The organism is Cytobacillus kochii (assembly GCF_044790165.1).
Lineage (GTDB): Bacteria > Bacillota > Bacilli > Bacillales > Cytobacillaceae > Cytobacillus > Cytobacillus kochii.
Genome location: NZ_CP085254.1, coordinates 475,118 through 498,230, shown reverse-complemented (window position 1 = coordinate 498,230; position 23,113 = coordinate 475,118). Strand labels below are relative to the sequence as shown.

The following is a 23,113-nucleotide window of genomic DNA, read 5'->3' as shown; positions in this document are numbered from 1 at the left end:
CACACTCCGGTGTTTCCTCGCTCGCTTCCTTGAACTACTTGCTTCTCACAACCCTCACGGTTGTGTTTATTAAAAAAAGTTTAGTATCTTAAATCAATCTATAATAATAGAGAGAAAAAATAACTAAGGTGGCGATTACTCGGTAATCTTCTTCATTACATTATCTAGTTTTCAAAGAACGATTGATGAATGGTAAGCTTTGGTATTCTCGTCAGCTTACGCTTCCTTGAATCCTTCGCTATTTTCACCTTATTTTGAGAGATTATACTCTCAAAACTGAACGAACAGTCTAACATCAAGTTAATTCCGTATATTCCTTAGAAAGGAGGTGATCCAGCCGCACCTTCCGATACGGCTACCTTGTTACGACTTCACCCCAATCATCTGTCCCACCTTAGGCGGCTGGCTCCAAAAGGTTACCCCACCGACTTCGGGTGTTACAAACTCTCGTGGTGTGACGGGCGGTGTGTACAAGGCCCGGGAACGTATTCACCGCGGCATGCTGATCCGCGATTACTAGCGATTCCGGCTTCATGTAGGCGAGTTGCAGCCTACAATCCGAACTGAGAATGGTTTTATGGGATTGGCTAAACCTCGCGGTCTTGCAGCCCTTTGTACCATCCATTGTAGCACGTGTGTAGCCCAGGTCATAAGGGGCATGATGATTTGACGTCATCCCCACCTTCCTCCGGTTTGTCACCGGCAGTCACCTTAGAGTGCCCAACTGAATGCTGGCAACTAAGATCAAGGGTTGCGCTCGTTGCGGGACTTAACCCAACATCTCACGACACGAGCTGACGACAACCATGCACCACCTGTCACTCTGTCCCCCGAAGGGGAAAGTCCTATCTCTAGGATTGTCAGAGGATGTCAAGACCTGGTAAGGTTCTTCGCGTTGCTTCGAATTAAACCACATGCTCCACCGCTTGTGCGGGCCCCCGTCAATTCCTTTGAGTTTCAACCTTGCGGTCGTACTCCCCAGGCGGAGTGCTTAATGCGTTTGCTGCAGCACTAAAGGGCGGAAACCCTCTAACACTTAGCACTCATCGTTTACGGCGTGGACTACCAGGGTATCTAATCCTGTTTGCTCCCCACGCTTTCGCGCCTCAGCGTCAGTTACAGACCAGAAAGTCGCCTTCGCCACTGGTGTTCCTCCAAATCTCTACGCATTTCACCGCTACACTTGGAATTCCACTTTCCTCTTCTGCACTCAAGTTCCCCAGTTTCCAATGACCCTCCACGGTTGAGCCGTGGGCTTTCACATCAGACTTAAGGAACCGCCTGCGCGCGCTTTACGCCCAATAATTCCGGACAACGCTTGCCACCTACGTATTACCGCGGCTGCTGGCACGTAGTTAGCCGTGGCTTTCTGGTTAGGTACCGTCAAGGTACCGGCAGTTACTCCGGTACTTGTTCTTCCCTAACAACAGAGTTTTACGATCCGAAAACCTTCATCACTCACGCGGCGTTGCTCCGTCAGACTTTCGTCCATTGCGGAAGATTCCCTACTGCTGCCTCCCGTAGGAGTCTGGGCCGTGTCTCAGTCCCAGTGTGGCCGATCACCCTCTCAGGTCGGCTACGCATCGTCGCCTTGGTGAGCCGTTACCTCACCAACTAGCTAATGCGCCGCGGGCCCATCTGTAAGTGATAGCAGAACCATCTTTCAATCTAATTATATGTATAAATAGATATTATCCGGTATTAGCCCCGGTTTCCCGGAGTTATCCCAGTCTTACAGGCAGGTTGCCCACGTGTTACTCACCCGTCCGCCGCTAATCTTTGGGAGCAAGCTCCCTCAGATTCGCTCGACTTGCATGTATTAGGCACGCCGCCAGCGTTCGTCCTGAGCCAGGATCAAACTCTCCAATAAAGTGTTTGATTAGCTCATTTGCACCTATGGTGCTTTGTTGCTGATAAATCAGCTTTTTTAGAATTACGCTTGACGTTTTACGTTCGTTCAGTTTTCAAAGAACAATCTTTTTCGGTAATGGAGCGGGTGAAGGGAATCGAACCCTCATCATCAGCTTGGAAGGCTGAGGTTTTACCACTAAACTACACCCGCATTTAATTAATTTGTTGGTTTCACATGGTCGGGAAGACAGGATTCGAACCTGCGACCCCTTGGTCCCAAACCAAGTGCTCTACCAAGCTGAGCTACTTCCCGTAAGTATATGGCGCGCCCGAGAGGAGTCGAACCCCTAACCTTTTGATCCGTAGTCAAACGCTCTATCCAATTGAGCTACGGGCGCCTTGAAGCAACTCTATTATAATATCACACTAATTTTAATGAGTCAAGTATTTTTTAAATCTTTTTGGTGCGGCCGAGAGGACTTGAACCTCCACGGGTTATTCACCCACTAGGCCCTCAACCTAGCGCGTCTGCCATTCCGCCACGACCGCATAAATTGTTTAAGATGAGCCATGAAGGACTCGAACCTTCGACCCTCTGATTAAAAGTCAGATGCTCTACCAACTGAGCTAATGGCTCATAAAAATGGCTGGGCTAGCAGGGATCGAACCTGCGAATGACGGAATCAAAATCCGTTGCCTTACCGCTTGGCTATAGCCCATTATTAAGATATGGCGGTCCGGACGGGACTCGAACCCGCGACCTCCTGCGTGACAGGCAGGCATTCTAACCAACTGAACTACCGGACCTAACCTTTAAAAAGATGACCCCTACGGGATTCGAACCCGTGTTACCGCCGTGAAAGGGCGGTGTCTTAACCGCTTGACCAAGGGGCCATAACATAAAAAAAGAAAAAACAAATATGTATATAAGAATGGCGGAGAAGGAGGGATTTGAACCCTCGCGCCAGTTGCCCGACCTACACCCTTAGCAGGGGCGCCTCTTCAGCCACTTGAGTACTTCTCCAAAATGGCTCCGCAGGTAGGATTCGAACCTACGACCGTTCGGTTAACAGCCGAATGCTCTACCACTGAGCTACTGCGGAATATGTTAAAAGAGAATATGTAGTCAACAAGCACTGCCTTATCGACTCTTTAAATTATAATTACCACCATGTAAAAAGTCAAGCATGAATTTCAATTATTTTTATCAGCAGATATTAACACTAATTTGCCCATACATTGGCCACATCTATACTTGTTTGTGTTGATTCGACGTTTCCTTCTATAGAGTTGATTGCACTGGTTACATTTATACATAATGTAAGAAACTTTCTGAGGTAAAGACGAACAATGCCTCGGTGCACCTACTTTAGCCATTAGCCTCCGAAAATCACTATCTCGATGTTGATAGCCTGCCCCAGCCAAATGCAGATGGTAATGACATAGTTCATGTTTAATAATACCAACTAATTCTTCCATTCCTAGATGCTGATAATATGTCGGATTAATTTCAATGCGATGATCAGACAGCATATATCGTCCTCCGGTTGTTCTTAATCTACTATTGAATTTCGCTGTATGACGAAAAGGAAGATCGAACCACCTCAAGGATACTTCTTCAACTAACCTTTGTAATTCCTTATCACTCATTTCTTCACTCCTTTCAAGGATAAAATTAGCACGTGACAACCTATAGGCGCATACAATTGATATACATTAGCATAGCATAAAGGACCGTGGAAAGTGAGAGAAAGGAGGCTATTCCATGCCTGTTTGGTTACAGAACCAAATGAAACGTGCTTTCTTAGAGAAGGACCGTTATCAAATTAAATTATTGAATCAATGCTGGTACTTTTATAGAAAGAAGCATTGTTCTGGTACGTAGGAAACTCCTTCTCAAACAACCCCACAATGATCTACATAAAAAGCCGTTGGGGGAAATACCACGGCTTTTTATGCTTATTTATTTACCTTGTTGGAGCATGGTTAACGCCACTCTGCCTTTTTGTTGATCTACCGAATCAACCCATACAGTAACAACATCACCAACAGATACGACATCTAATGGATGTTTCACAAACCGATTACTTAGCTTTGAGATATGGACTAACCCATCTTGCTTCACGCCAATATCTACAAAAGCTCCGAAATCAACTACATTTCGGACAGTCCCTTGAAGTTCCATCCCTTCCTTCAAATCATCCAGCTTTAATACTTCTTTCTTTAATAGCGGAGCAGGTAATTCATCCCTAGGGTCTCGACCAGGTTTCATTAATGCATCAATTATATCCTTGAGCGTTAATTCACCAATATTTAACTCTTCTGCTGTTTCTTTTATAGATAACTGGCTTAGCGCTTCGATTAATTGTGCAGAGCCTAAATCGTTAGAATTCATCTTTAACATTTTAAGCAATTTACTTACTTCCCCATAGGTTTCAGGGTGAATCGATGTTCTGTCTAATGCTTCTTCTCCATCAACAATTCGTAAAAATCCAATGGCTTGCTCGTACGTTTTCGCGCCTAATCGAGGAATTTTCTTTAATTGTTTTCGATTAGTAAATTTGCCTTCTTCTTCTCTTTTCTTAACGATATTCGTTGCGACAGCCTTCGATAGACCAGCTACATGTTGTAATAGCGATGGAGAAGCTGTGTTCACATTCACTCCAACTTGGTTTACAGCCGTCTCGACAACAAAATCTAATGATTCCGTTAACCTTTTTTGAGAGACATCATGTTGGTATTGACCGACACCGACTGATTTAGGGTCAATTTTTACTAATTCAGCAAGTGGATCTTGTAGTCTCCTCCCTATTGAAACAGCGCTTCTTTCTTCAACTTGAAAGTCAGGGAATTCTTCACGTGCGATATCAGATGCGGAATAGACACTTGCCCCCGCTTCATTTACGATTAAATAATAGATTTCTTCATTCAATTCTTTTAATAAGTCAGCAATAAACTGTTCTGTTTCTCTTGATGCCGTTCCATTACCTATGGCCACCATCTTCACTTCATATGCTTTGAGCATGGAAAGGACTTTGTCTTTGGCTACACCTAATTTAGAAACAGGCGGATGAGGATAGATTACATCAATCTTTAATACCTTACCTGTTTCATCAATGACCGCTAATTTGCAGCCTGTACGATAAGCTGGATCTACCGCAAGGACGACTTTCCCTTTTAGCGGTGGTTGTAAAAGGAGATTCTTAAGATTTTCAGAGAAAATTTTAATCGCTTGTTCCTCACCTTTTTCAGTAAGTTCACCCCTTAATTCTCTTTCAATTGATGGTTGAATTAAGCGTTTATAACCATCTTCAATCGCCTCTTCCACAAATGGTACATTGATATGGTTTGATACAGTGATCCATTTTCGATTTAAATACTGTAAGATTGGCTCTTGTTCCACCTTAATACTGACTTTCAGCACGCCTTCTTTTTCCCCACGATTTAATGCTAGTATACGGTGAGGAACAATCTTACCTACGTTTTCACTATAGTCATAATACATCTCATACACATGCTTTTCGTCGATGCTTTCATCTTTTACAGTTGATTCAATCATTCCTAGTTTATATGTTTTTTCGCGAATCCACTTCCTACTTTGCGCATCATCAGATACCATTTCTGCAATTATATCTCGCGCCCCCTGAAGAGCTTCTTCAACTGTTGTGACACCTTTTTCCTCATTTAGGAAGTGTGTTGCTTTTTCTTCAGGCGTATCATCATTTTGATAGGATAATAACCAAGTGGCTAATGGTTCTAGCTCTTTTTCTTTCGCTACGGTTGCTTTTGTTCTTCTTTTTTGTTTGTACGGACGATATAAATCTTCTACTTCCTGCAATTTCTCCGCTTTTTCTATTTGATTAGATAATTCCGGGGTTAATTTCCCTTGCTCTTCTATTAACCTAAGTACTTCTTGTTTTCTCTGCTTTACGTTTTGTATGTATTGCCATCTTTCAACAATATCCTTGATTTGTACTTCATTTAACGCACCGGTCATTTCTTTTCGATAACGCGCAATAAACGGAACGGTATTTCCCTCTTCAATTAACGCGATGGTTCGATCAATTTGTTTTGTGGATAATGAAAATTCTTTTGCTATTCGTTCAAAAATATCTTTCTTATCATCCATGTCTCTTCACCTTCCTAAGTGCAAACTGTACTATTGCTTTATTCTACCAAAATTTTAAAGGTAAAGCATTTTTGGCTATAGCCCCGTCTTGATTCGTGTTTTATGTAGAGTATAAAAGAGCAAAACAAAAAGCTTGCTGATTGAAACAATCATTGCAAGCTTCCGATTATAAATGTTGCATCGTCTATAAGATTCATGTTCTGCGCCCTAATTAACTTCGCAGTTGCTTCGATTGGTAAATATTTATTCATCAGTTTTTTTATACCAGAAATGGGGTATCCATCTGAAAACATCAAGAATTTAATTCCGTTTGTATAATCAAAACGGTGAATTTTAAATGCTTGACGCTTTCCTGACAAATAACCCGATGTTGGCAGAGGGTAAATGAGCTTCTCAGTATCTCCATAAAAGAAAAAACGAATATTTCCAGTACAACAGTAGGCTAATTCTTTTGTGTGAAAATTAATCTTAATCACACCTACTGCAGCGCCTCTTTTATGTAAAAGTGACTGATTACTTAAATCCATAATGGTTGAAATATCTAAATCGTGATTTTCTCTAACGGTATTGACAACAGCAGATGAAGCTTCATTTGCATATTCTCCACTACCTAAACCATCAGCTAATACACAAATAAAATAATCATCAGTTGTGTGATAATAAAAAGAATCACCACAAACGGACTGACCACGTTTAGCAAGCTGATCGGTAATGACGTCCATTTGATGTGGATCATTCATCATAGAATATACTCCGAGCCTTCATTTTCGGCATGGATGGCTTCTTGCAATTTTTTAATTGCTCTTCTTTGCAGCCTTGATACATGCATTTGAGAAATATCCAGTCTTTCCCCTGTTTCTTTTTGGCTTAGATTTTCTAGAAATGTATACTGGATAACTTGTTTCTCTCGGTCTGATAAAACATGCAACACTTTTTCAAGTACGAGCATTTGATTGACTTTTTCATAGCCATCATCCACATTACCGACAATATCCAGGAGCGTAACAGTACCACCGTCAGAATCAGCTTCAATGGAATGGTCAACTGATAACGCCTGATAACTTTTGCCCATCTCCATTGCTTCTAAAACTTCTTCTTCTGTTACTTCTAGAGCATCAGCAATTTCCTCGACCTTAGGCGAACGTTGCAAAGCAGTTGTTAATTCTTCCGCCGTAGCTTTAATCTTGGGCCCTAATTCTTTTATTCGTCTCGGTACATGCACGCTCCAAGTCTTGTCTCGTAAGAAACGTTTAATTTCACCGATGATTGTCGGAATAGCAAATGCTTCAAACGTTTTACCAAAAGAGGCGTCATATCTACGAATCGCACCAAGTAGTCCAATCACACCTACTTGAACAATATCTTCGTGATAAGGTCTACCTTTAGAATATTTTCGTGCGATGGATTCAACCAATTTGTAATACTGTTCAACAAGTTGTTCCTGTGCGTATTCGTCCTGATGTAATTGATATTGTTGTATGAGATCATTAATCTCTTCTTTTGATCGTTGTTTAGGTTGAGATTGCTTCTGCATCACTCTCCACCTGCTCTCCTTCTAGGTACTTAGTCATAAAGACTGTTACACCTTTTTGATGATGAATTTTCACTTCATCCATTAATGTTTCTATTAGGTAAAGGCCTAATCCTCCTTCTCGTAAAAATTCAACAGAATCATTTGCTTGGTAAGGACCTGCACTGTCTCTTGCTTGTTGAAAATCCAAGCTCTCACCTTCATCCGCAACCATGACTTCTAATTTATTTTTATAAAGGCCGAATCCTACAAGCACTTCACCATTTTCGTTGTTTTTGTATGCATGCTGAACTGCATTTGTACAAGCTTCACTCGTTGCAATCTTCAAATCTTCAATTTCGTCATAGTTAAATCCCATTCTACTGGCAATACCAGATAAGGTTAATCTAATAATACCGACGTATTCCGGCTTCGATGGGATTTTCATCTCAATGTAGTCGTACGACTCGGTCATTTCTTTTCACCTTCCATTTTGGTGCTGATATCAATAATGTCAGCAAGACCAGTAATTTCGAATAGCCTTTTTAAACGACTAGAAAGCCCAATGATTTTAAATTGACCATCGTGCGCACGTACATTTTTAAAAAGTCCTACAAAAACACCTAACCCGGTGCTATCCATATAGGATACACCCGAAAGATCAACAATCATCTCCACATTATCTTTTTCAGAAAGCGGTATAAGTTCTTTCTTTAATTCTGGTGCAGTGTATACATCAATCTCTCCACCTACAGTTACCTCAGTAATATTTTGATTATGATTTACATCTATATTAATGTTCATATTTTTTGCCCACCTTTTAGGAATAGCTGGTTACTCCTCATTTACCCTTTTAATTTTAGCTTAAACATTTCTTCTTAATATAATTAAAGTAAAATCATCCCTTAATTGGAAATCTTGTAATTTTTCAAGTTCTTTATATACGTTTTGCACGATATTTTGTGCTTTTAAGTGTATATTTTTCTCGATTAAGGCCAATAATTCTTCACGTTCAATAAAGCCTTCTTTTGTTCTTGATTCAGTTACGCCATCAGACATCAAAATAATCATATCCCCAGGCATCACTTCTTTTTCGTACTTTCTATATTTCGTATTCTTTTCAATACCTAATAATAAACCCTTTGCAGGCAACTCAGAAAATGTCTGTGTTTCCGCATGATAAAACAAGCCCGGTTCGTGCCCAGCAGAGGCATAGGAAAAGATATGATGATCGATATGGTATGTGCCATAAAACATCGTAATAAACATAGTTAAATCAACATTTTGTTCCACAACACGATTTAAATTCTCCAACACCAAAGTAGGTGTTTTACGATTTTCTGGTAAACTGTCCATAGCATATTTAATCATAGACATACAAAGGGCTGCTGGTAGCCCTTTTCCAATAACATCAGCTATTGCGATACTTACACTATTATTTTCATCCTCAACAAAATTAAAATAATCACCATTCATATGTTTTGCTGGGACGCTGATTGCTCCAATATCCATGTCTTTTTTACATGGAATCTCTGTCCCAAGCAATGTTTTTTGCACATTAGCCGCGATTTCCATTTCGGTTCTTAATTCCTGTTGAATATGTTTTAAATTTTGGTGTTCGCGGTAAGCAAAACCATATGCCACCATCACTTCAAGCAGTATATCAAAAGACTCCTGCATTCTATCGTTAAATTTTTCTGGAAACATCTCAGCCATAATATTTCTATGGATGCTGACAATTTCCTCTGGAGGAATGTTCCGTTCAATTGCATTCCTACTTAACTTTTGTCCTTGATATAATGCCTGCTCTGAACGGTCAGCTAAATAATTCGTTAATATCTCTCTATATTTGGACTCCAATTTCTGTCTGAAATCCATCTCAAGTTCCCCCTAACGGAGCCATTTAATCGCCCTTATATCTGTACCTTCACCTGGGCTTGAATCTATTTGAAAATCATCCATCAGTCTTTTTACCCCTGGGAGACCTGCTCCTAGTCCGCCCGATGTCGAATATCCATCCTCCATTACTTGGCGCAAATCTTTAATACCTGGACCACTATCAATCGATAATAATCTTAGTCCCGTTTTGCCATTTTCATAGAGCTTCTCTATACAAATTTGACCTTGACCTGCATATAAGAATATGTTTCTCGCAAGTTCACTTATTGCTGTTGTAATTCTTGCTTGGTCAACCGTCCCAAAGCCCAGCTCTTTTGCAACATTCCTACCAAGCTGACGCGCTGAAACGATATCCCATTCATTGATTATTTTAACGCAGGATTGGTTGTCCATTCGGCTATTCCCCCAATTCCTGTTGTAATTTCTCCAAACCTTTTTCTAAATCTAGGGCGGTCAATACATTATTCAGACCGATTCCTAATTCAGTTAACGTAATTGCTACTGCTGGTTGAATGCCTGTAATGACAACTTTAGCACCCATTAAATGGGACATTTCAATCACATCACCTAATACTTTAGCGATAAAAGAATCAATAAAATCTATTGATGTTAAATCGATTACAACACCATTTGCACTCGTATCATGTATTTTCTTTAACAAGTCTTCTTGAAATTGAAGTGCCGTCTGGTCATCTAGTTCCCATTGAATAGAAACAAGTAAACAATCATGTAGTTTTAAAATCGGAATTCTCAAAACGTCACCCCTCCAATGGCACAATTTTACGTTTAGTCATTTCCAATGCTGCTTCTACGCCTGATTTCATCGTATTTTTCGTAATAATTCGGTTTAAGTCGATACCAAGGCTCACAATCGTTTGCGCAATTTCCGAACGAATACCTACAAGCATGCATTTTGCTCCTACTAAGTGGACTGCATCTGCTGCTTGGATAATATGGTGAGCAACCATTGTATCAACAACAGGGACACCTGTAATATCAATCAAGACAACTTCTGAACGATGTTTTACCACACCTTGAAGAAGGTTTTCCATAATTTGCTTCGCACGTTCTGTATCGATCATCCCAATTAATGGCATAACTGTAATGCCTTCAAATACAGGAATTAAAGGTGCCGATAGTTCTTGCAATGCAATCTTTTGATTAGCGATCGTTCTTTCCCAAGAAACAGTGTAATCATTAATTATTTCACTATTCATCGCTTTTAACCAATGATTCAAATCATGCATCACTTTCGCTTCATTCTCTGGACGAATATACTTATCTTTGACCATTTCATCAAATACAACATCGCCCAGTACATCTAGAGCATTTACGACAAAACGTAGAGGCCAGCCTAAACTGACAATTCTATCTGAAAAATTCTCTGATTGACGTTCGTACTCGTCCTTTTTGCCAGAAATTTTCAAGATAGCGAGCTCCACTAACTCTCTTCCATATGTCTCGAAGTTTTGATCTAGGATGACATTGGTAATTGTTTCGTCAGAATCTTCTTTCAATCGGTTCAACCATTCTTTAAAAATATCTTCTTTATTGTGTTGAATATATTTCAAAGTCATTTGTCTTCCCTTACCTCCTATACTAGCACATCTATTGGTTAGTTTTTCCTTATTATCATTGATTGTAAAAAAATCTACATGATTGTAAAAAATCCAGCAAAAATCTACAACTATTGCCTTATATTATAACGCTTTCTATTTGAAACGTCTTTAACAATATATCCAAATTAAGTGTGTACCCTTTTTTGCTTATTATCAAACCTAAAACATTAAATTCCTTTTATTTCTTTTTGTTCAGAAGAATATCTCAAATATAAAATTGGGGGATTTAAAGTTTAAGCTCGTTTCAATAAGTGTATTACATATATTAATAAGTCCTATCATTACAATGAATGGACTTGTTTAAGATTAGGAAGCATATAAAAAAACGCCCCAACTTTTTTGAGCGTTTTCTAAAATTCTATAAGACCTAAACTGACTTGTAAGGCTTCATTTACCTTATCCATCATTTCGTCATCAAGATGGGTGATTTTATCGGTTAATCTCTGCTTATCAATTGTACGAATTTGTTCTAACAATATTACTGAATCTCTCTCAAAAGCATATCGCTTCGCATCAATTTCAACGTGAGTAGGCAGCTTTGCTTTTTGAATCTGAGCGGTAATTGCTGCGATGATTACTGTGGGACTAAACCGATTCCCGATGTCGTTTTGTATAACAAGTACTGGACGGACACCGCCTTGTTCTGAGCCAACAACTGGGGATAGGTCTGCAAAATAAACGTCACCACGTTTAACAATCAAAGGATCAGCCTCCGCTTACAAGACGTTCAACTGCGTTTTCTGCCTCGTATTCCGCTTGAAATGCTTCAGATGCTATCGTCAAGTTTAATTTTGCCATTTCCATGTAACCACGTCTCATGGACTCACGAATATGTCTTTTCTTCCGTTCACGCAAATACATTTTCGTTGCTTGATAAATAAACTCACTTCTGTTTACGTTCTCTTGCTTCGCATAACCATCTAATTCCGTTAATAGATGTTGCGGCAGCTTCACCACTATTTCTGTTGTTGCGCTGGATTCAGACACAAACATACACCTCCACCATCACTACACACCATATTTTTTATATCTACCAATTTTCATATTACCATTATTCTCTTAGGCTGCAAAGGGGGTTTTTTATTTAGTAAGAAATTATCCATAAAAACAGTTGCATTTTCTTTCAATGTCTTCCTAGGAATTTCAGTGATAATTTCCCAAATTATTAATAACTATTATCTACCAACATGTTCATTGATATGCATTAAAGAATCCCATTTCTTGTAGAAATTTTTGTTTGATCCTGAATATAGATTCTTGGTATGCGCATACCTATTTGGCAAGTTACCTCATAATTAATTGTTTCAAGTGTGTTAGCTATGTCATCTACAGAGATGGTCTGACCATTTTGAGTCCCGATTAACGTAACGACATCTCCAACTTGCTCTTCCTCACTAATACGAATCATACATTGGTCCATACAAATTCTGCCGACAATACTTACTCTTCTTCCATTAACAAGGACCTCTTGTGTAGCTAACCTCCTAATCCACCCGTCTGCATAACCGATTGGCAAGGTTCCAATTGATTCCTCTTTTTCAGCTTCGTACGTTGCTCCGTAACTCACTTTCTCGCCCGGTAGCAATTTTTTCACATGAACTATTTTCGTATGAAGTGAAAAGGCCTCTTTTAATTTAAAAGGTAAATGATTTTTAATTTCAGAAGATGGTGACATGCCATACATTGAAATCCCAAATCTAACTGCATTAAATTTCGCCTCAGGATGTCTCAAGCCAGCTGCACTATTACTAGCATGAATATATCTTGGTTGTTCATCCATCCAGCTTATCATTTCATTAAAAGTGCTTAACTGTTCATTAAAATAGGCTGTCTCAAGTTCATCCGCTGTCGCAAAATGCGTGAAAACTCCTTCAACATGGAACTTTCCTTGCTGTAGTTGATATTGAAATATTCCCCATTCTTCTTTTGATTTAATCCCTAATCTACCCATCCCCGAGTCCATCTTCACATGAACTTTTACTTCTTTGTTTATGAATGGTGCAGCTTTCATCAACCACTCAGCTTGGCAAACGGTTAAAGTAATTCCTGCTTGTTCAGCTAACCCGACATCCTCTGGTCGTGAGAGTCCTAAAACTAATATTGGCGCGTCAATCCCTTTATTCCTAAGAGCAAAAGCCTCATCTAAAGTCGCCACCGCTAAGTAAGTGGCACCTGCCTTTAGAGCTGTCTTGGCTACCTCTATATCTCCATGGCCATATGCATTTGCCTTCACAACTGCAAACAACTCTGCTTCTTCTCCAATATGCTTAATCATTGACTCTACATTATATGTGATATAATCCAAATTTATCTCTGCCCAAGTATCACGAAAATATGGGACCTGTTGATTCATACCGTCCACTTCCTCTTTATACTTTTCCTTCTATTATTTGATTATGTCACATTAACGTATAACAGAAAAGACAAACTTTCTTCTTAGACCGAGTGAAGTAAAAGCAGTGTAAGATGTAATTAAGAAGTATGTTAAACTTGGTAACTTTAAGTTACCTTTGATTACCAATTAATCTAGATGATATGGCGTTAATATTGGCAAAATTATCATCCGTAGAAACCGCAAACAACGCAAAGAAACCCGAGGAATCTACCTCGGGTTTATCTTATCTATATTTATTTTACAACTTCCCCTTGTACAGACTGTGCAATTTGGATCATTTCTTCTTTCGATAGGTTAGTCGATGCAATCATATAATCCACGCCATTTTGCGTCCAGGATACCATATTATCTGATACGGCTCCTACAGTGAAGCCAAGGTCAACAGGGTCACCATTCATCATCGCCTCTTCACCACCAGAGGTTTGAACAATAACAGCCTTCTCTTGAATCATTGTGAATGATTTGTCTTCACCTTCATAGGTTAGAATGACACGTTTACCTTCTTCTGTTTCTACTTCTTTTTCAGAAACAAGTTCAACTTCAGGTAGCGATTCTGGATAGAAGACAGTGAAATCTTCTTCTTCTGCTACTTCAGCCATGACTGGGAATTCTAGCTGCGCACCTGTCATATTTTTCTTCGTATCGAAATCTTTATTATCTAGCTCTTCATTAAATTTCACATTGGAGAAATCCACCGTCACAACTGGTGTTCTTTCTGCATCCATTACCTTTACACTAACTGGAGATAAATCCGATTTATTTAAGGTAATCTCTTGGAGAGGCAGCATTTGATTGTTTTGATAACTCGTTTTTGTTTCATAAACATAATGATCTTCCGTTGCTTTAAATTTTGCTTCCTTATCATTTTGAATATCTTCAATTAATGACTCATAAAGATACGCTTGACTACTATTGTTTGGCCAGTCACTTTGGAAGCGAAAACTTTTATTCAAAGCTGGCGTAAGAACAAACACACCTTCTTTGTTCTTTAAGATCATTTGACTTTGATCTTTTTCAGTGTTTTTAAGTGCCACACGATAAAATTCCGGGTTCTTATGCCATATTTCTATATCATAGGATTGCGGCTCGGAACCTGTTTGCAGCGTCATTTTCGCTTCCGCCTTATAGCTTTTTAATGATTCTAGTTTGCTCGATAAATCTTTTGTCACATCCTCCTGGGATTTTGTCCCACATGCAGCTAGTGTGACAGTTATGGCCAGTCCCATGAGTAGCCAGAAAAACTTCTTCTTCATTCCTTCAACCCCTTTATCTTATAATCAACAGTGCAGTCAAACGCTTCCGTGGCCTGTCTCCTCCATTGCACTATTGAATATATGAGACAACCTCAAAGATTATTCCAGACGTTCTAATAGATCAAGAATATTTTTTGGAGCCTGGGGATGATTCGTATGTAATTAATTACAGGCGTTTATTTGAAGGAATAGTAGCTTAATCAACTTTACTTCCTGTCCTAATGAATATTACTCTTTTTCAATTATCACTTGAGCAATGGCATACTCTCTACTATGGGAAATAGATAAGTGTACAAGACAGCCATCAACCGGACGAACAATGATCGGTTGTCCAGTCATATGGTTAGCTGTTTCAATATCTAGAAACGAAAGTGATTGCCCGATGCCTGTTCCTTTCGCTTTAGCAAAGGCTTCTTTCGCAGCAAATCTCCCTGCTAAATATTCTATTTTTCTATGCCCAGTTAGTGTCTCATATTTCTGTTTTTCGCTTGTTGTTAAAATACGTTCGACAAACCGTTCTTTTCTTTTTACTAATTGTTTAATTCTCTGTAATTCAATCATATCGATACCAATGCCTTTAATCATTCTAATCACCATCTTCTAAATAAAATAAATGCTGCATAAAACAAACTATAGTATATTTAATGTATGAGAACATTTTAGGAGGAGTCAATTATTGTTTATCAGGACAGAAAGCTTTAAAGAATTTATTCGCTTCTATCCCATCGTTACTTCTATTATCGCTATTAATATTGTATTGTATTTACTTACTGTTTTGCCCATCCTACCAACCAATTGGTTAATGGCGCATTTTGCAGGTATTAATATTTATATTATGCAAGGGGAGTTTTGGCGACTTGTTACACCTATCTTCATGCATAGCGGATTTGCTCACCTTTTATTTAATTGCTTCTCACTTGTTTTATTTGGACCCCCACTAGAGAGAGCAATTGGCAAGGGGCGTTTCCTCCTTGTTTACTTCCTAGCTGGTATTGGCGCGAATATCGCAACACTCATCCTTGAACCGTTAACATATATTCACGTTGGCGCGAGCGGAGCGATTTATGGTATCTTCGGCTTCTTTATTGCTATTATTGTGTACCGTAGAGATTTACTTTCACAGCAAAATACTCAGCTCATTCTTGCCATCACAGTTATTGGTGTAATTATGACCTTCTTGCAAGCGAATGTAAATGTGATTGCCCATCTATTTGGTCTATTAGCAGGTTTCCTCACTGGTTCAGCAATGATTAAAACGAAATTAAAAGCTGGATATGGTGCAACGAGACCAACAAACCAATGGAAATCTTCAGCCAGACGATTAAAAGGCGTCCCCCTATCAACCATTCTTATCTTTGGGGGCATTATTCTTCTTGCCATTATCGGTCTATTGTCACGTTAATGAAATCGTTCAAACAAACAGCAAATCCGAACAATTTATGTTCGGATTTGCTGTTTCTCATTCTGTATTCTCAGGGGTATAAGAATACCACTTGTATATAGATAATACATCTTCTACTTCTAGGTCAACTACATCTCCTCCAGTTGCACCTGAACCAGACATAGCCTTAGCAGAAATAGTAGCTAACTGATTTTGCTTCTGAAAATACGTTTCTTTCATTGAAATTGATTGTGTTCTATTCTTCCTCAAGTAAACAGTTGTTTTAGAAATAAATCGTGAACGAAGAACGAGTTGATTTCCTATAATCGTCCAACCAGCTGCTTTATAACGGTAATAAGATAAAATAAGCATCAATCCAACGAACACTAAACTAAATAAACCCCACACTGAGAAGAAATAAAGAAGGATAACTGCGACTGGAACAGAGATAAATAATCCTCTCAATATGTATCTTCTTAAAGCCTTTTTTGGTGCTGGAACAAACATATCTGTCAATTGGTAATCATTTAATCCAGTTTCTATCTTCTCGCGGATTCGGTTTCTCTTAATAATCGGTAACAGCATCACTTTCGAGCTATCCGCATCTTTTAATGACCCACCTGCACTTTCAAGGTAAACAGATGCATAGCCAATTGCTTGGCGAACTGGATTCTCATTTATCCTTAATGCTTGAATCCGATGTAGAGGAATCGTTAGTTGCTTCTTCTCCAATAGACCGCGGGTAATAACTAATTCATCTCCCACTTTTCTTACAGTGAAATTAGCATACTTTAACACTGATCCAATGAGAGCAATAAGCCAAGCAAGAACGAAACCAAGGAAAACCATTAAACTGATGAGCATAACACCGCCTGTAATAAAGACACTCAATTCATCAAATACCTTCTCATAAGGAATGACTTCAGCAAATTGTGATAAAAAGGCAAAAACAGCTGAAATCACAACACCTACTCCCCCAGAGGTCGAAGAAAGTAAAATCAACTCTCCAGGTTTAATTTGGTAAAGTATTTGTTCCTCTTTTTGTTCTGTTTCGATTTGCTCATCTAACTCTATATGTGCCTTTTTAGATTGCGATAGGATATCTTGAATCTGCTGTGCCTCATTTTTAGAAATAGCAGTCAATATAGCTTCTGCCTCTAGTCCTGAACCAGCTGTTTCAATGGTCATTTTCACTAAACCAAAAGGTCTTTGTAAAATCCCTTCTGATAAATCAAGACTTTGAATTCTTTCGAAGGGGATATATCTTTTTTTCCGAATAATTAACCCTGATTCAATTCGTAATTCTCCCTCTTCTATTCTGTAGGTAAAACGAAGCCAAGTAAGAATACCGGATATAAGAATAAGAGCGATAATACCTATTGTAATAAAAAGCTGAATCTTCCCTTCGCTATTACCAAATACGACAATAATTAAAATGGGAATAATGGAGTCCTTTAATGTTTTCAGTACATTTGATACGGCTGCAATCGGATGAAGTCTTCTCGGCTCAGACATCATCTACAGCCACCCTTGCTAAGTTAGATATAAAAAATCGCAGTTCTTCTGCTTCTTCTAGATCTAAAGCGGGTATTTCATGAACAGTTGCCGCAGTTGAAACCGTCACGGTAGCTAGTTTATATTTTCGAAGAATAGGTCCTTGGTGAGTATCTACATGCTGCACTCTGATCATTGGGACGAGTGTACGTTTGATAATAAATATTCCATGCTGTAGTTCAATTTCATTCTCTCTCACTTCATAGCGCCACCTTTTCCACCGCACAGTCGGGAAAACTTTAATCGCTAAATAAGCATAAAGAGCAAATATAATTAATGCAACACCAATTATCCACATCGGCCAATCAAAAATGAATGTTAAAACAATAGCGCCAATTGCCAATACAAATGGGATAAGGGAATGTAGTGCACCAGATATTTTCCAAACAGTCAGACCCCGTTTAGAAATACGCTTTTGCGGCTTTGATAACATATATGTAAACCCCCTAAAAATTCCTTATTGAACAACTATAGTATACATGAAAGCCATACTATTTCTCAGTAAAAACTTGGATATTTTTTCATTCTTAGTTATTAATTCTATACGATGATCTAAGAAAAAGGTTTCAATTGGAGTGAAGTTGATTAATCCCTTACCTATCTACTTCATTTACTTATAAAATGTCATATGATCTTTATCTTGTCGGTAGTAAGCTAATCGATCTTGTAAGGTACCCGTATGGAACTCAAATTTATGACCATCCGGGTCAGTAAAATAAATCGAGCGCTTATCTTTTTCGTCCCTTATGCGCCCGGATAAAATATTCACTTTTAAGTCTAGTAAACGTTGATAACAACTTTCAAAATCATCTTCATCAATAGAAAATGCAATATGAGTATAAGATTGGTTAATCTCCTGACGAGGTATGTCTTTTTCTTCATTAAGGGCAATCCACATGCCTTGACAATCAAAATATGCTGTCGTTCTCCCTTTTACAAGCAACTTAGCTACAAAAACCTTTTCATAAAAAGCAATAGAACGATCTAAATCAGAAACAGAGAATAACATATGGTTCAAACCTTTAATCATACTGCCGTTCACCTCATCTTGATTTCATTAAATTTATCTGGCATCCTATTATCCATTATACTGAAGCAGCAGCAAATACTATAGATAAAAACACATCTAGGTTAACGGTTATAGGTTTTATGTGGGCTTTTTATTCCTCTGATTTCCTCCACCATAGACCCTATTGCTACATGTCTACATAACACAAAGAACCGAGCTTCATTTATTGCTCGGTTCTCCCAATATATTATCTATAGCTATTTGCATTTGTTTTCTTATTTCCTTGATAATTCCTTTTACCTGAAGGTTTACCATCACGGGAGCGATAGGAGTTACTTTGTCTTCCTTTCGGGCTATACCCACCTCTAGGACGGTTACTTCTATCTGTGGATCTTCTGTCTCGTTTAGCCGGTAAAGGTTTCTCTTCTGTTAGTTTTACTGGAGTCGTGTCCGGTTCTTTGATCATGAGCTTCAACAATGCTTGAACTACCGTTGTTGCGTCATGTTGTTCAAGTAATTGTTGTGCAGATTGTTGATAATATTGAAGATGATTATCCTCAATGATTTGCTCGACTTTTTCTGCAACAGCCTTTTGTTGCCCCTCTAATGCTTGATCTAACGTCGGAGCAGCCATTCTTTCCATTTTCTTTTTCGTTGTTTTTTCAACGATACGTAAGTATGATTTCTCACGTGGGTTAATAAATGTCATGGCCATTCCTTCTTTACCCGCGCGACCTGTTCGACCAATACGATGAACATAACTTTCCGGATCTTGTGGTATATCAAAGTTATACACATGTGTAACACCAGATATATCTAATCCACGAGCTGCTACATCTGTTGCGACAAGGACATCAATGGACCCTTCTTTAAACTTACGAAGGACAGACATACGTTTAGCCTGGCTCAAGTCACCATGTATTCCTTCTGCATTGTAACCTCTTAAACTTAAGGCTTCAGAAAGTTCATCCACCCTTCTTTTCGTACGTCCGAAAACAATCGCAAGTTCTGGTGATTGAATATCAAGCAGTCTTGTTAACACATCAAACTTATTTTTTTCTTGTACTTCAATATAATATTGCTCAATGAGTGGTACAGTCATTTCCTTCGCTTTCACTCGAACGATTTGTGGCTCTTTCATAAACCGCTCAGCAATACGTTGAATGGCTGGTGGCATCGTCGCAGAGAAGAGTAAAGTATGCTTCTCTTCTGGGACACTTGATAAGATTTTTTCAATATCATCAATAAAGCCCATATTTAACATTTCATCAGCTTCATCTAAAATCACTTTTTTGACATGATCTAGTTTTAGTGTTTTTCGATTAATATGATCAAGGATTCTTCCAGGTGTACCGACAATAATATGAGGTCGATTTTTTAAAGCACGTATTTGACGGTTAATATCTTGGCCACCATAAATCGATAACACTCTCGTTTTTTTCCCAAAACCGAGTTTGTATAATTCCTCTGACACTTGAATGGCTAATTCTCTTGTCGGTGCGATGACTAAACCTTGAATAAAACTATCATTATAGTCAATATGGTCAATCATAGGAATACCAAAAGCGGCTGTTTTACCTGTACCTGTTTGCGCTTGTCCAATTAAGTCCTTATTCTGCAAGCTTAAAGGAATCGTCTCTGCTTGAATCGGGGTTGCCTCTTCAAACCCCATTCTTTTAAGAGACTTCATTGTTTCAGGGCTTATACCCAAATCTTGAAACTTAGTCAATGTATCCAATCTCCTTCTGTTCTTTGAAAAATATTTTATTTCATCAAGTAGGCAGGAAATTTCCCCAATCAAAGTTGTTATAATTACAACGATTTAAGAGAAACCCACTATAGAGAGGATGAGGGAGAATTTATTACCAATGCATGAATTGTGCTATGCTTATTTGTATAAAAAAATAAATGTATGATGACTTCCGCATCCTAAATCTAACGAACAATTACAAATAGAAATTTTTATTCAGACATGTAATGAAAAAAGACATTCTCCTACCAGTGGAGTATGTCCGGGTTTCAATGGAGTTCCTGTTGACACTTTGTTGTATATATTACCATCTCAACGCATGATTTGCAATGCTTTAGCAGGACATAGTATGACAGTAGTATAAAAATAAACCATTGACGAAAGAGAGTTCATTTGAAGAAAATCGCCTTAACTAAAAGGTTATGAAAGAAATTGAAGTACTTCTTTAAACAGTTGCTCACTTTCATCACAATGGCAAATTAAATGTTTTGACCGTTTAATAATAATTTTGTGTTTCTGTTCTGAGGTGATGTGTTTGTAAAGATAATCTGCACTGCGTACAGGAACGATGCCATCATCCTCTCCTTGAGCGATGAAAGTTGGAACCTTCACTTCTTTTAATCGTGGGCGGACCGTCGCTACTAGCTTTTGGAACTGCCTAGCTGCAGCAATCGGCGTGGAGCTGATCTTTTGTTTGTAATGTATAAATAATGGATTTTGCGTTATTCTTGTGCCTTGAAGCCCTTCTCTTAATAACCCTTTAATATCAAGGAAAATTTGTCTTGGATTTAAATAATAGGCAGCTGCACTAAGTAAAACCAGTTTCGCTACCGGGTATTTTACCGCTAATTCACTAGCGATCATGCCTCCCATGGAGAATCCAATAATATAAACAACTTCACATTTTTCTAGTAAGTTTTTTAATTCTTCCTCTGCATGATTGATCCATTTTTGAAACACAATCCCCTTTAAGGACTGCCTTTCTCCATGACCAGGTAATGTAGGAACCGCTATTTCCCAATCCGTATGTTCCTTTATATAATTCGCCAATGGGGCAACTTCATAAGGTGCACCTGTAAATCCATGTATGCATAAACATCCAATCATCTTTTACACCGCCAATGGTAAATTTATCAGGCTATTGAACAGCTTTTCAACTTTAACATAAGCATCTAGTTTATTTTTTACCCTCTATACGGAAAATTAAATCCTCATAACGTAAAAAATGTGAATTATTATAATATAATTCAAAAGATAGAAAAAACCTTATGTTCCATGTGAAACAATAAGGTTTTTTGAATTTTAGTATAGTATTATTGCAATCCCTCAACGACTTCTTCTAACTTCATTCCCCTAGAAGCCTTAACGAGTACAATTGTTTCATCATTGACATGTTTTTTTAGTTCTTCAATTAATGGTGCCTTTTCATCAAAAGCAAATACACGGTCTTCAGACAATACTTCCTTGGCTCCCTTTGCAATTAAGTGTCCTAATCGACCATAGGTAAATACGGCATCGATGTTTTCCGCACAGATGGATAACCCGATTTCTTCATGAAATCTCTCTTCATCTGCCCCCAGTTCCAACATATCACCAAGAACAAGTATTTTCTTCTTATATCCTGGTAAATTCGCTAATAATTCTATTGAAGCTTGCGTTGAAGTAGGGCTCGCATTGTATGCATCGTTTATTATTTTCTCGCCATTTTGACCCTGTAGTATTTCCATCCTCATATTTGTCAGTCTCACTTTCACTAATCCTGCTTCCATTTCCGCAAATGACACATTAAAATGTTGTGCAACAATCATAGCTGATAGAGCATTTAAGACATTATGCATACCTAAAATAGGTAAAGTGAATTCTATTTCGCTCGCATTGACCTGAAACTTACTGCCGTTGTCTAATTGTTGGATATTCACAGGATATAGGTCATTTTGTTCGGTTCTTCCAAAGGTTTTAACCGTAGCTTGCCCTTTATATGAATCAAAGTAATTTCTTAAAAGGGGTTCATCCCCCATGTATACCATCAATCCATCTGACTTTAAGCCATTTATAATCTCAAGCTTTGCTTCAGCAATTCCTTCTCTTGAGCCTAAATCTTGTAGATGTGATTCACCGATATTGGTAATAATCGTTGCATCAGGGCGTGCTAGCTTAGTTAGAAAGTCAATTTCACCTTTTCCACTCATACCCATCTCTAATACAGCTACCTCTGTTGTTTCTTCTAGCGCTAAGATGGTAAGCGGAAGACCAATATGATTATTATAATTGCCTTCGGTTTTTTGGACTTTATATTTTAACGCTAAAAGATTCGCCATCATATCCTTTGTCGTCGTTTTACCATTGCTACCAGTAATCCCTACCACTTTTATACTTAACTGATTACGATAGGCTCTTGCCAGCTCTTGTAATGCAGTTAACGTATCTTTAACGATGATAATGGGTAAGTGAGTCGGTGGATTTGGTACATCCTCTTGCCAAAAAGCAGCCGCAGCTCCTTTTTCAATAGCATCCGACACATACTGATGCCCATCTGTTCGCTCTCCTTTAAAGGGTATAAATAGTTGTCCTGGAGTAATCTCACGAGAATTAATACTTACACCTTGAATTTCTTTTTTTCCGTATGGTGAAAGATCATTCTCTATTTGAATCATTTCTGCTAAATCATTCAAGGTTCTCTTAATCAACTTTTCCTGCCTCCTTTTTGACAGGTGCACTGCGGGGTGCAAAGCCTATCTTTCTATGTAACTGTATACGCTACAG

The 23,113-nt window shown here is 38.5% G+C and carries 23 protein-coding genes, 10 tRNA genes and 1 rRNA gene; 2 read left to right on the top strand and 32 right to left on the bottom strand.

Annotated elements, in window-relative coordinates:
• Positions 1-321 precede the first annotated feature (321 nt).
• From LG276_RS02780 to LG276_RS02725, 12 genes are all read right to left on the bottom strand, one after another.
• Positions 322-1,870 (bottom strand): 16S ribosomal RNA (locus LG276_RS02780).
• A gap of 118 nt (positions 1,871-1,988) precedes the next feature.
• Positions 1,989-2,062 (bottom strand) — tRNA-Gly (locus LG276_RS02775).
• A 25-nt stretch (positions 2,063-2,087) separates the two neighbouring features.
• Positions 2,088-2,164 (bottom strand) — tRNA-Pro (locus LG276_RS02770).
• 8 nt (positions 2,165-2,172) lie between these two features.
• Positions 2,173-2,249, bottom strand: a tRNA-Arg gene (locus tag LG276_RS02765).
• 64 nt (positions 2,250-2,313) lie between these two features.
• Positions 2,314-2,400, bottom strand: a tRNA-Leu gene (locus LG276_RS02760).
• Between the two features lie 15 nt (positions 2,401-2,415).
• A tRNA-Lys gene (locus LG276_RS02755) sits at positions 2,416-2,488 on the bottom strand.
• Between the two features lie 7 nt (positions 2,489-2,495).
• A tRNA-Gln gene (locus LG276_RS02750) sits at positions 2,496-2,570 on the bottom strand.
• A gap of 11 nt (positions 2,571-2,581) precedes the next feature.
• A tRNA-Asp gene (locus LG276_RS02745) sits at positions 2,582-2,658 on the bottom strand.
• A gap of 15 nt (positions 2,659-2,673) precedes the next feature.
• Positions 2,674-2,745 (bottom strand) — tRNA-Glu (locus LG276_RS02740).
• A 39-nt stretch (positions 2,746-2,784) separates the two neighbouring features.
• A tRNA-Ser gene (locus tag LG276_RS02735) sits at positions 2,785-2,875 on the bottom strand.
• Positions 2,876-2,879: 4 nt separating this feature from the next.
• Positions 2,880-2,954 (bottom strand) — tRNA-Asn (locus LG276_RS02730).
• A 91-nt stretch (positions 2,955-3,045) separates the two neighbouring features.
• Positions 3,046-3,501, bottom strand: coding sequence for a SprT family protein (locus tag LG276_RS02725; RefSeq protein WP_224938123.1), 456 nt, complete (start codon positions 3,499-3,501; stop codon positions 3,046-3,048).
• A gap of 115 nt (positions 3,502-3,616) precedes the next feature.
• On the opposite strand from LG276_RS02725, the gene cmpA reads away from it, so the two are divergent.
• Positions 3,617-3,736, top strand: a complete 120-nt coding sequence (cmpA, locus tag LG276_RS02720; RefSeq protein WP_095370816.1) for a cortex morphogenetic protein CmpA — start codon at positions 3,617-3,619, stop codon at positions 3,734-3,736.
• A gap of 78 nt (positions 3,737-3,814) precedes the next feature.
• Here the strand turns inward: cmpA and LG276_RS02715 are convergent, their stop codons facing one another.
• The 14 genes from LG276_RS02715 to acpS form a co-directional block, all read right to left on the bottom strand.
• The gene (locus LG276_RS02715; RefSeq protein WP_404293390.1) at positions 3,815-5,980 is read right to left on the bottom strand and encodes a Tex family protein; all 2,166 of its coding nucleotides are present in this window, start codon (positions 5,978-5,980) and stop codon (positions 3,815-3,817) included.
• Positions 5,981-6,129: 149 nt separating this feature from the next.
• Entirely contained in the window at positions 6,130-6,723 is a 594-nt protein-coding gene (locus LG276_RS02710) for a PP2C family serine/threonine-protein phosphatase (protein ID WP_224938125.1), read from the bottom strand.
• Positions 6,720-7,514, bottom strand: a complete 795-nt coding sequence (gene sigB / locus LG276_RS02705; protein ID WP_224938126.1) for an RNA polymerase sigma factor SigB — start codon at positions 7,512-7,514, stop codon at positions 6,720-6,722. Before sigB ends, LG276_RS02710 begins: the two co-directional genes overlap by 4 nt.
• Positions 7,492-7,965 (bottom strand): anti-sigma B factor RsbW, encoded by a 474-nt coding sequence (gene rsbW / locus LG276_RS02700; protein WP_095370819.1) that lies wholly within the window; start codon positions 7,963-7,965, stop codon positions 7,492-7,494. Before rsbW ends, sigB begins: the two co-directional genes overlap by 23 nt.
• On the bottom strand, positions 7,962-8,294 hold the full coding sequence (locus tag LG276_RS02695; protein ID WP_095370820.1) for an anti-sigma factor antagonist: 333 nt from the start codon (positions 8,292-8,294) through the stop codon (positions 7,962-7,964). The genes rsbW and LG276_RS02695 overlap by 4 nt, the downstream gene beginning before the upstream one ends.
• A gap of 60 nt (positions 8,295-8,354) precedes the next feature.
• Positions 8,355-9,368, bottom strand: coding sequence for a PP2C family protein-serine/threonine phosphatase (locus LG276_RS02690; protein WP_095370821.1), 1,014 nt, complete (start codon positions 9,366-9,368; stop codon positions 8,355-8,357).
• 12 nt (positions 9,369-9,380) lie between these two features.
• Complete coding sequence (locus LG276_RS02685) at positions 9,381-9,782, bottom strand: anti-sigma regulatory factor (RefSeq protein ID WP_095370822.1); 402 nt, start codon at positions 9,780-9,782, stop codon at positions 9,381-9,383.
• Between the two features lie 4 nt (positions 9,783-9,786).
• Positions 9,787-10,143 carry an STAS domain-containing protein gene (locus tag LG276_RS02680; protein WP_066192954.1) on the bottom strand — a complete coding sequence of 119 codons (357 nt, stop codon included), beginning with the start codon at positions 10,141-10,143 and terminating at the stop codon, positions 9,787-9,789.
• Between the two features lie 4 nt (positions 10,144-10,147).
• Positions 10,148-10,966 (bottom strand): STAS domain-containing protein, encoded by an 819-nt coding sequence (locus tag LG276_RS02675; RefSeq protein ID WP_095370823.1) that lies wholly within the window; start codon positions 10,964-10,966, stop codon positions 10,148-10,150.
• Between the two features lie 392 nt (positions 10,967-11,358).
• A complete protein-coding gene (locus tag LG276_RS02670; protein ID WP_095370824.1) occupies positions 11,359-11,709 on the bottom strand; it encodes a type II toxin-antitoxin system PemK/MazF family toxin in 351 nt (116 codons plus the stop codon).
• A 4-nt stretch (positions 11,710-11,713) separates the two neighbouring features.
• Entirely contained in the window at positions 11,714-11,995 is a 282-nt protein-coding gene (locus LG276_RS02665) for a CopG family ribbon-helix-helix protein (protein ID WP_095373546.1), read from the bottom strand.
• Positions 11,996-12,212: 217 nt separating this feature from the next.
• Positions 12,213-13,361: an alanine racemase gene (alr, locus tag LG276_RS02660; protein WP_224938127.1), complete on the bottom strand. Its 1,149-nt coding sequence runs from the start codon at positions 13,359-13,361 to the stop codon at positions 12,213-12,215.
• Positions 13,362-13,636: 275 nt separating this feature from the next.
• Positions 13,637-14,656 (bottom strand): outer membrane lipoprotein carrier protein LolA, encoded by a 1,020-nt coding sequence (locus LG276_RS02655; RefSeq protein ID WP_095370826.1) that lies wholly within the window; start codon positions 14,654-14,656, stop codon positions 13,637-13,639.
• A 228-nt stretch (positions 14,657-14,884) separates the two neighbouring features.
• On the bottom strand, positions 14,885-15,241 hold the full coding sequence (gene acpS, locus LG276_RS02650) for a holo-ACP synthase (RefSeq protein WP_224938128.1): 357 nt from the start codon (positions 15,239-15,241) through the stop codon (positions 14,885-14,887).
• A 91-nt stretch (positions 15,242-15,332) separates the two neighbouring features.
• Here acpS and LG276_RS02645 point away from each other — a divergent pair, with 91 nt between their 5' ends.
• Positions 15,333-16,058, top strand: a complete 726-nt coding sequence (locus LG276_RS02645) for a rhomboid family intramembrane serine protease (protein WP_224938129.1) — start codon at positions 15,333-15,335, stop codon at positions 16,056-16,058.
• A gap of 57 nt (positions 16,059-16,115) precedes the next feature.
• On the opposite strand, the gene LG276_RS02640 is transcribed toward LG276_RS02645, so the two are convergent.
• The 6 genes from LG276_RS02640 to murF all read right to left on the bottom strand — a co-directional run bounded on the left by LG276_RS02640 (position 16,116) and on the right by murF (position 23,037).
• Complete coding sequence (locus tag LG276_RS02640) at positions 16,116-17,552, bottom strand: PH domain-containing protein (RefSeq protein WP_224938130.1); 1,437 nt, start codon at positions 17,550-17,552, stop codon at positions 16,116-16,118.
• Positions 17,545-18,024 (bottom strand): PH domain-containing protein, encoded by a 480-nt coding sequence (locus LG276_RS02635; RefSeq protein ID WP_095370830.1) that lies wholly within the window; start codon positions 18,022-18,024, stop codon positions 17,545-17,547. Before LG276_RS02635 ends, LG276_RS02640 begins: the two co-directional genes overlap by 8 nt.
• A gap of 177 nt (positions 18,025-18,201) precedes the next feature.
• Entirely contained in the window at positions 18,202-18,621 is a 420-nt protein-coding gene (fosM, locus tag LG276_RS02630; RefSeq protein ID WP_251162944.1) for a FosM family fosfomycin resistance protein, read from the bottom strand.
• Positions 18,622-18,847: 226 nt separating this feature from the next.
• Complete coding sequence (locus LG276_RS02625) at positions 18,848-20,329, bottom strand: DEAD/DEAH box helicase (RefSeq protein ID WP_224938132.1); 1,482 nt, start codon at positions 20,327-20,329, stop codon at positions 18,848-18,850.
• 441 nt (positions 20,330-20,770) lie between these two features.
• Positions 20,771-21,457 carry a carboxylesterase gene (locus LG276_RS02620; protein ID WP_224938133.1) on the bottom strand — a complete coding sequence of 229 codons (687 nt, stop codon included), beginning with the start codon at positions 21,455-21,457 and terminating at the stop codon, positions 20,771-20,773.
• Positions 21,458-21,663: 206 nt separating this feature from the next.
• Positions 21,664-23,037, bottom strand: a complete 1,374-nt coding sequence (murF, locus tag LG276_RS02615) for a UDP-N-acetylmuramoyl-tripeptide--D-alanyl-D-alanine ligase (RefSeq protein WP_251162945.1) — start codon at positions 23,035-23,037, stop codon at positions 21,664-21,666.
• Positions 23,038-23,113: the final 76 nt, after the last annotated feature.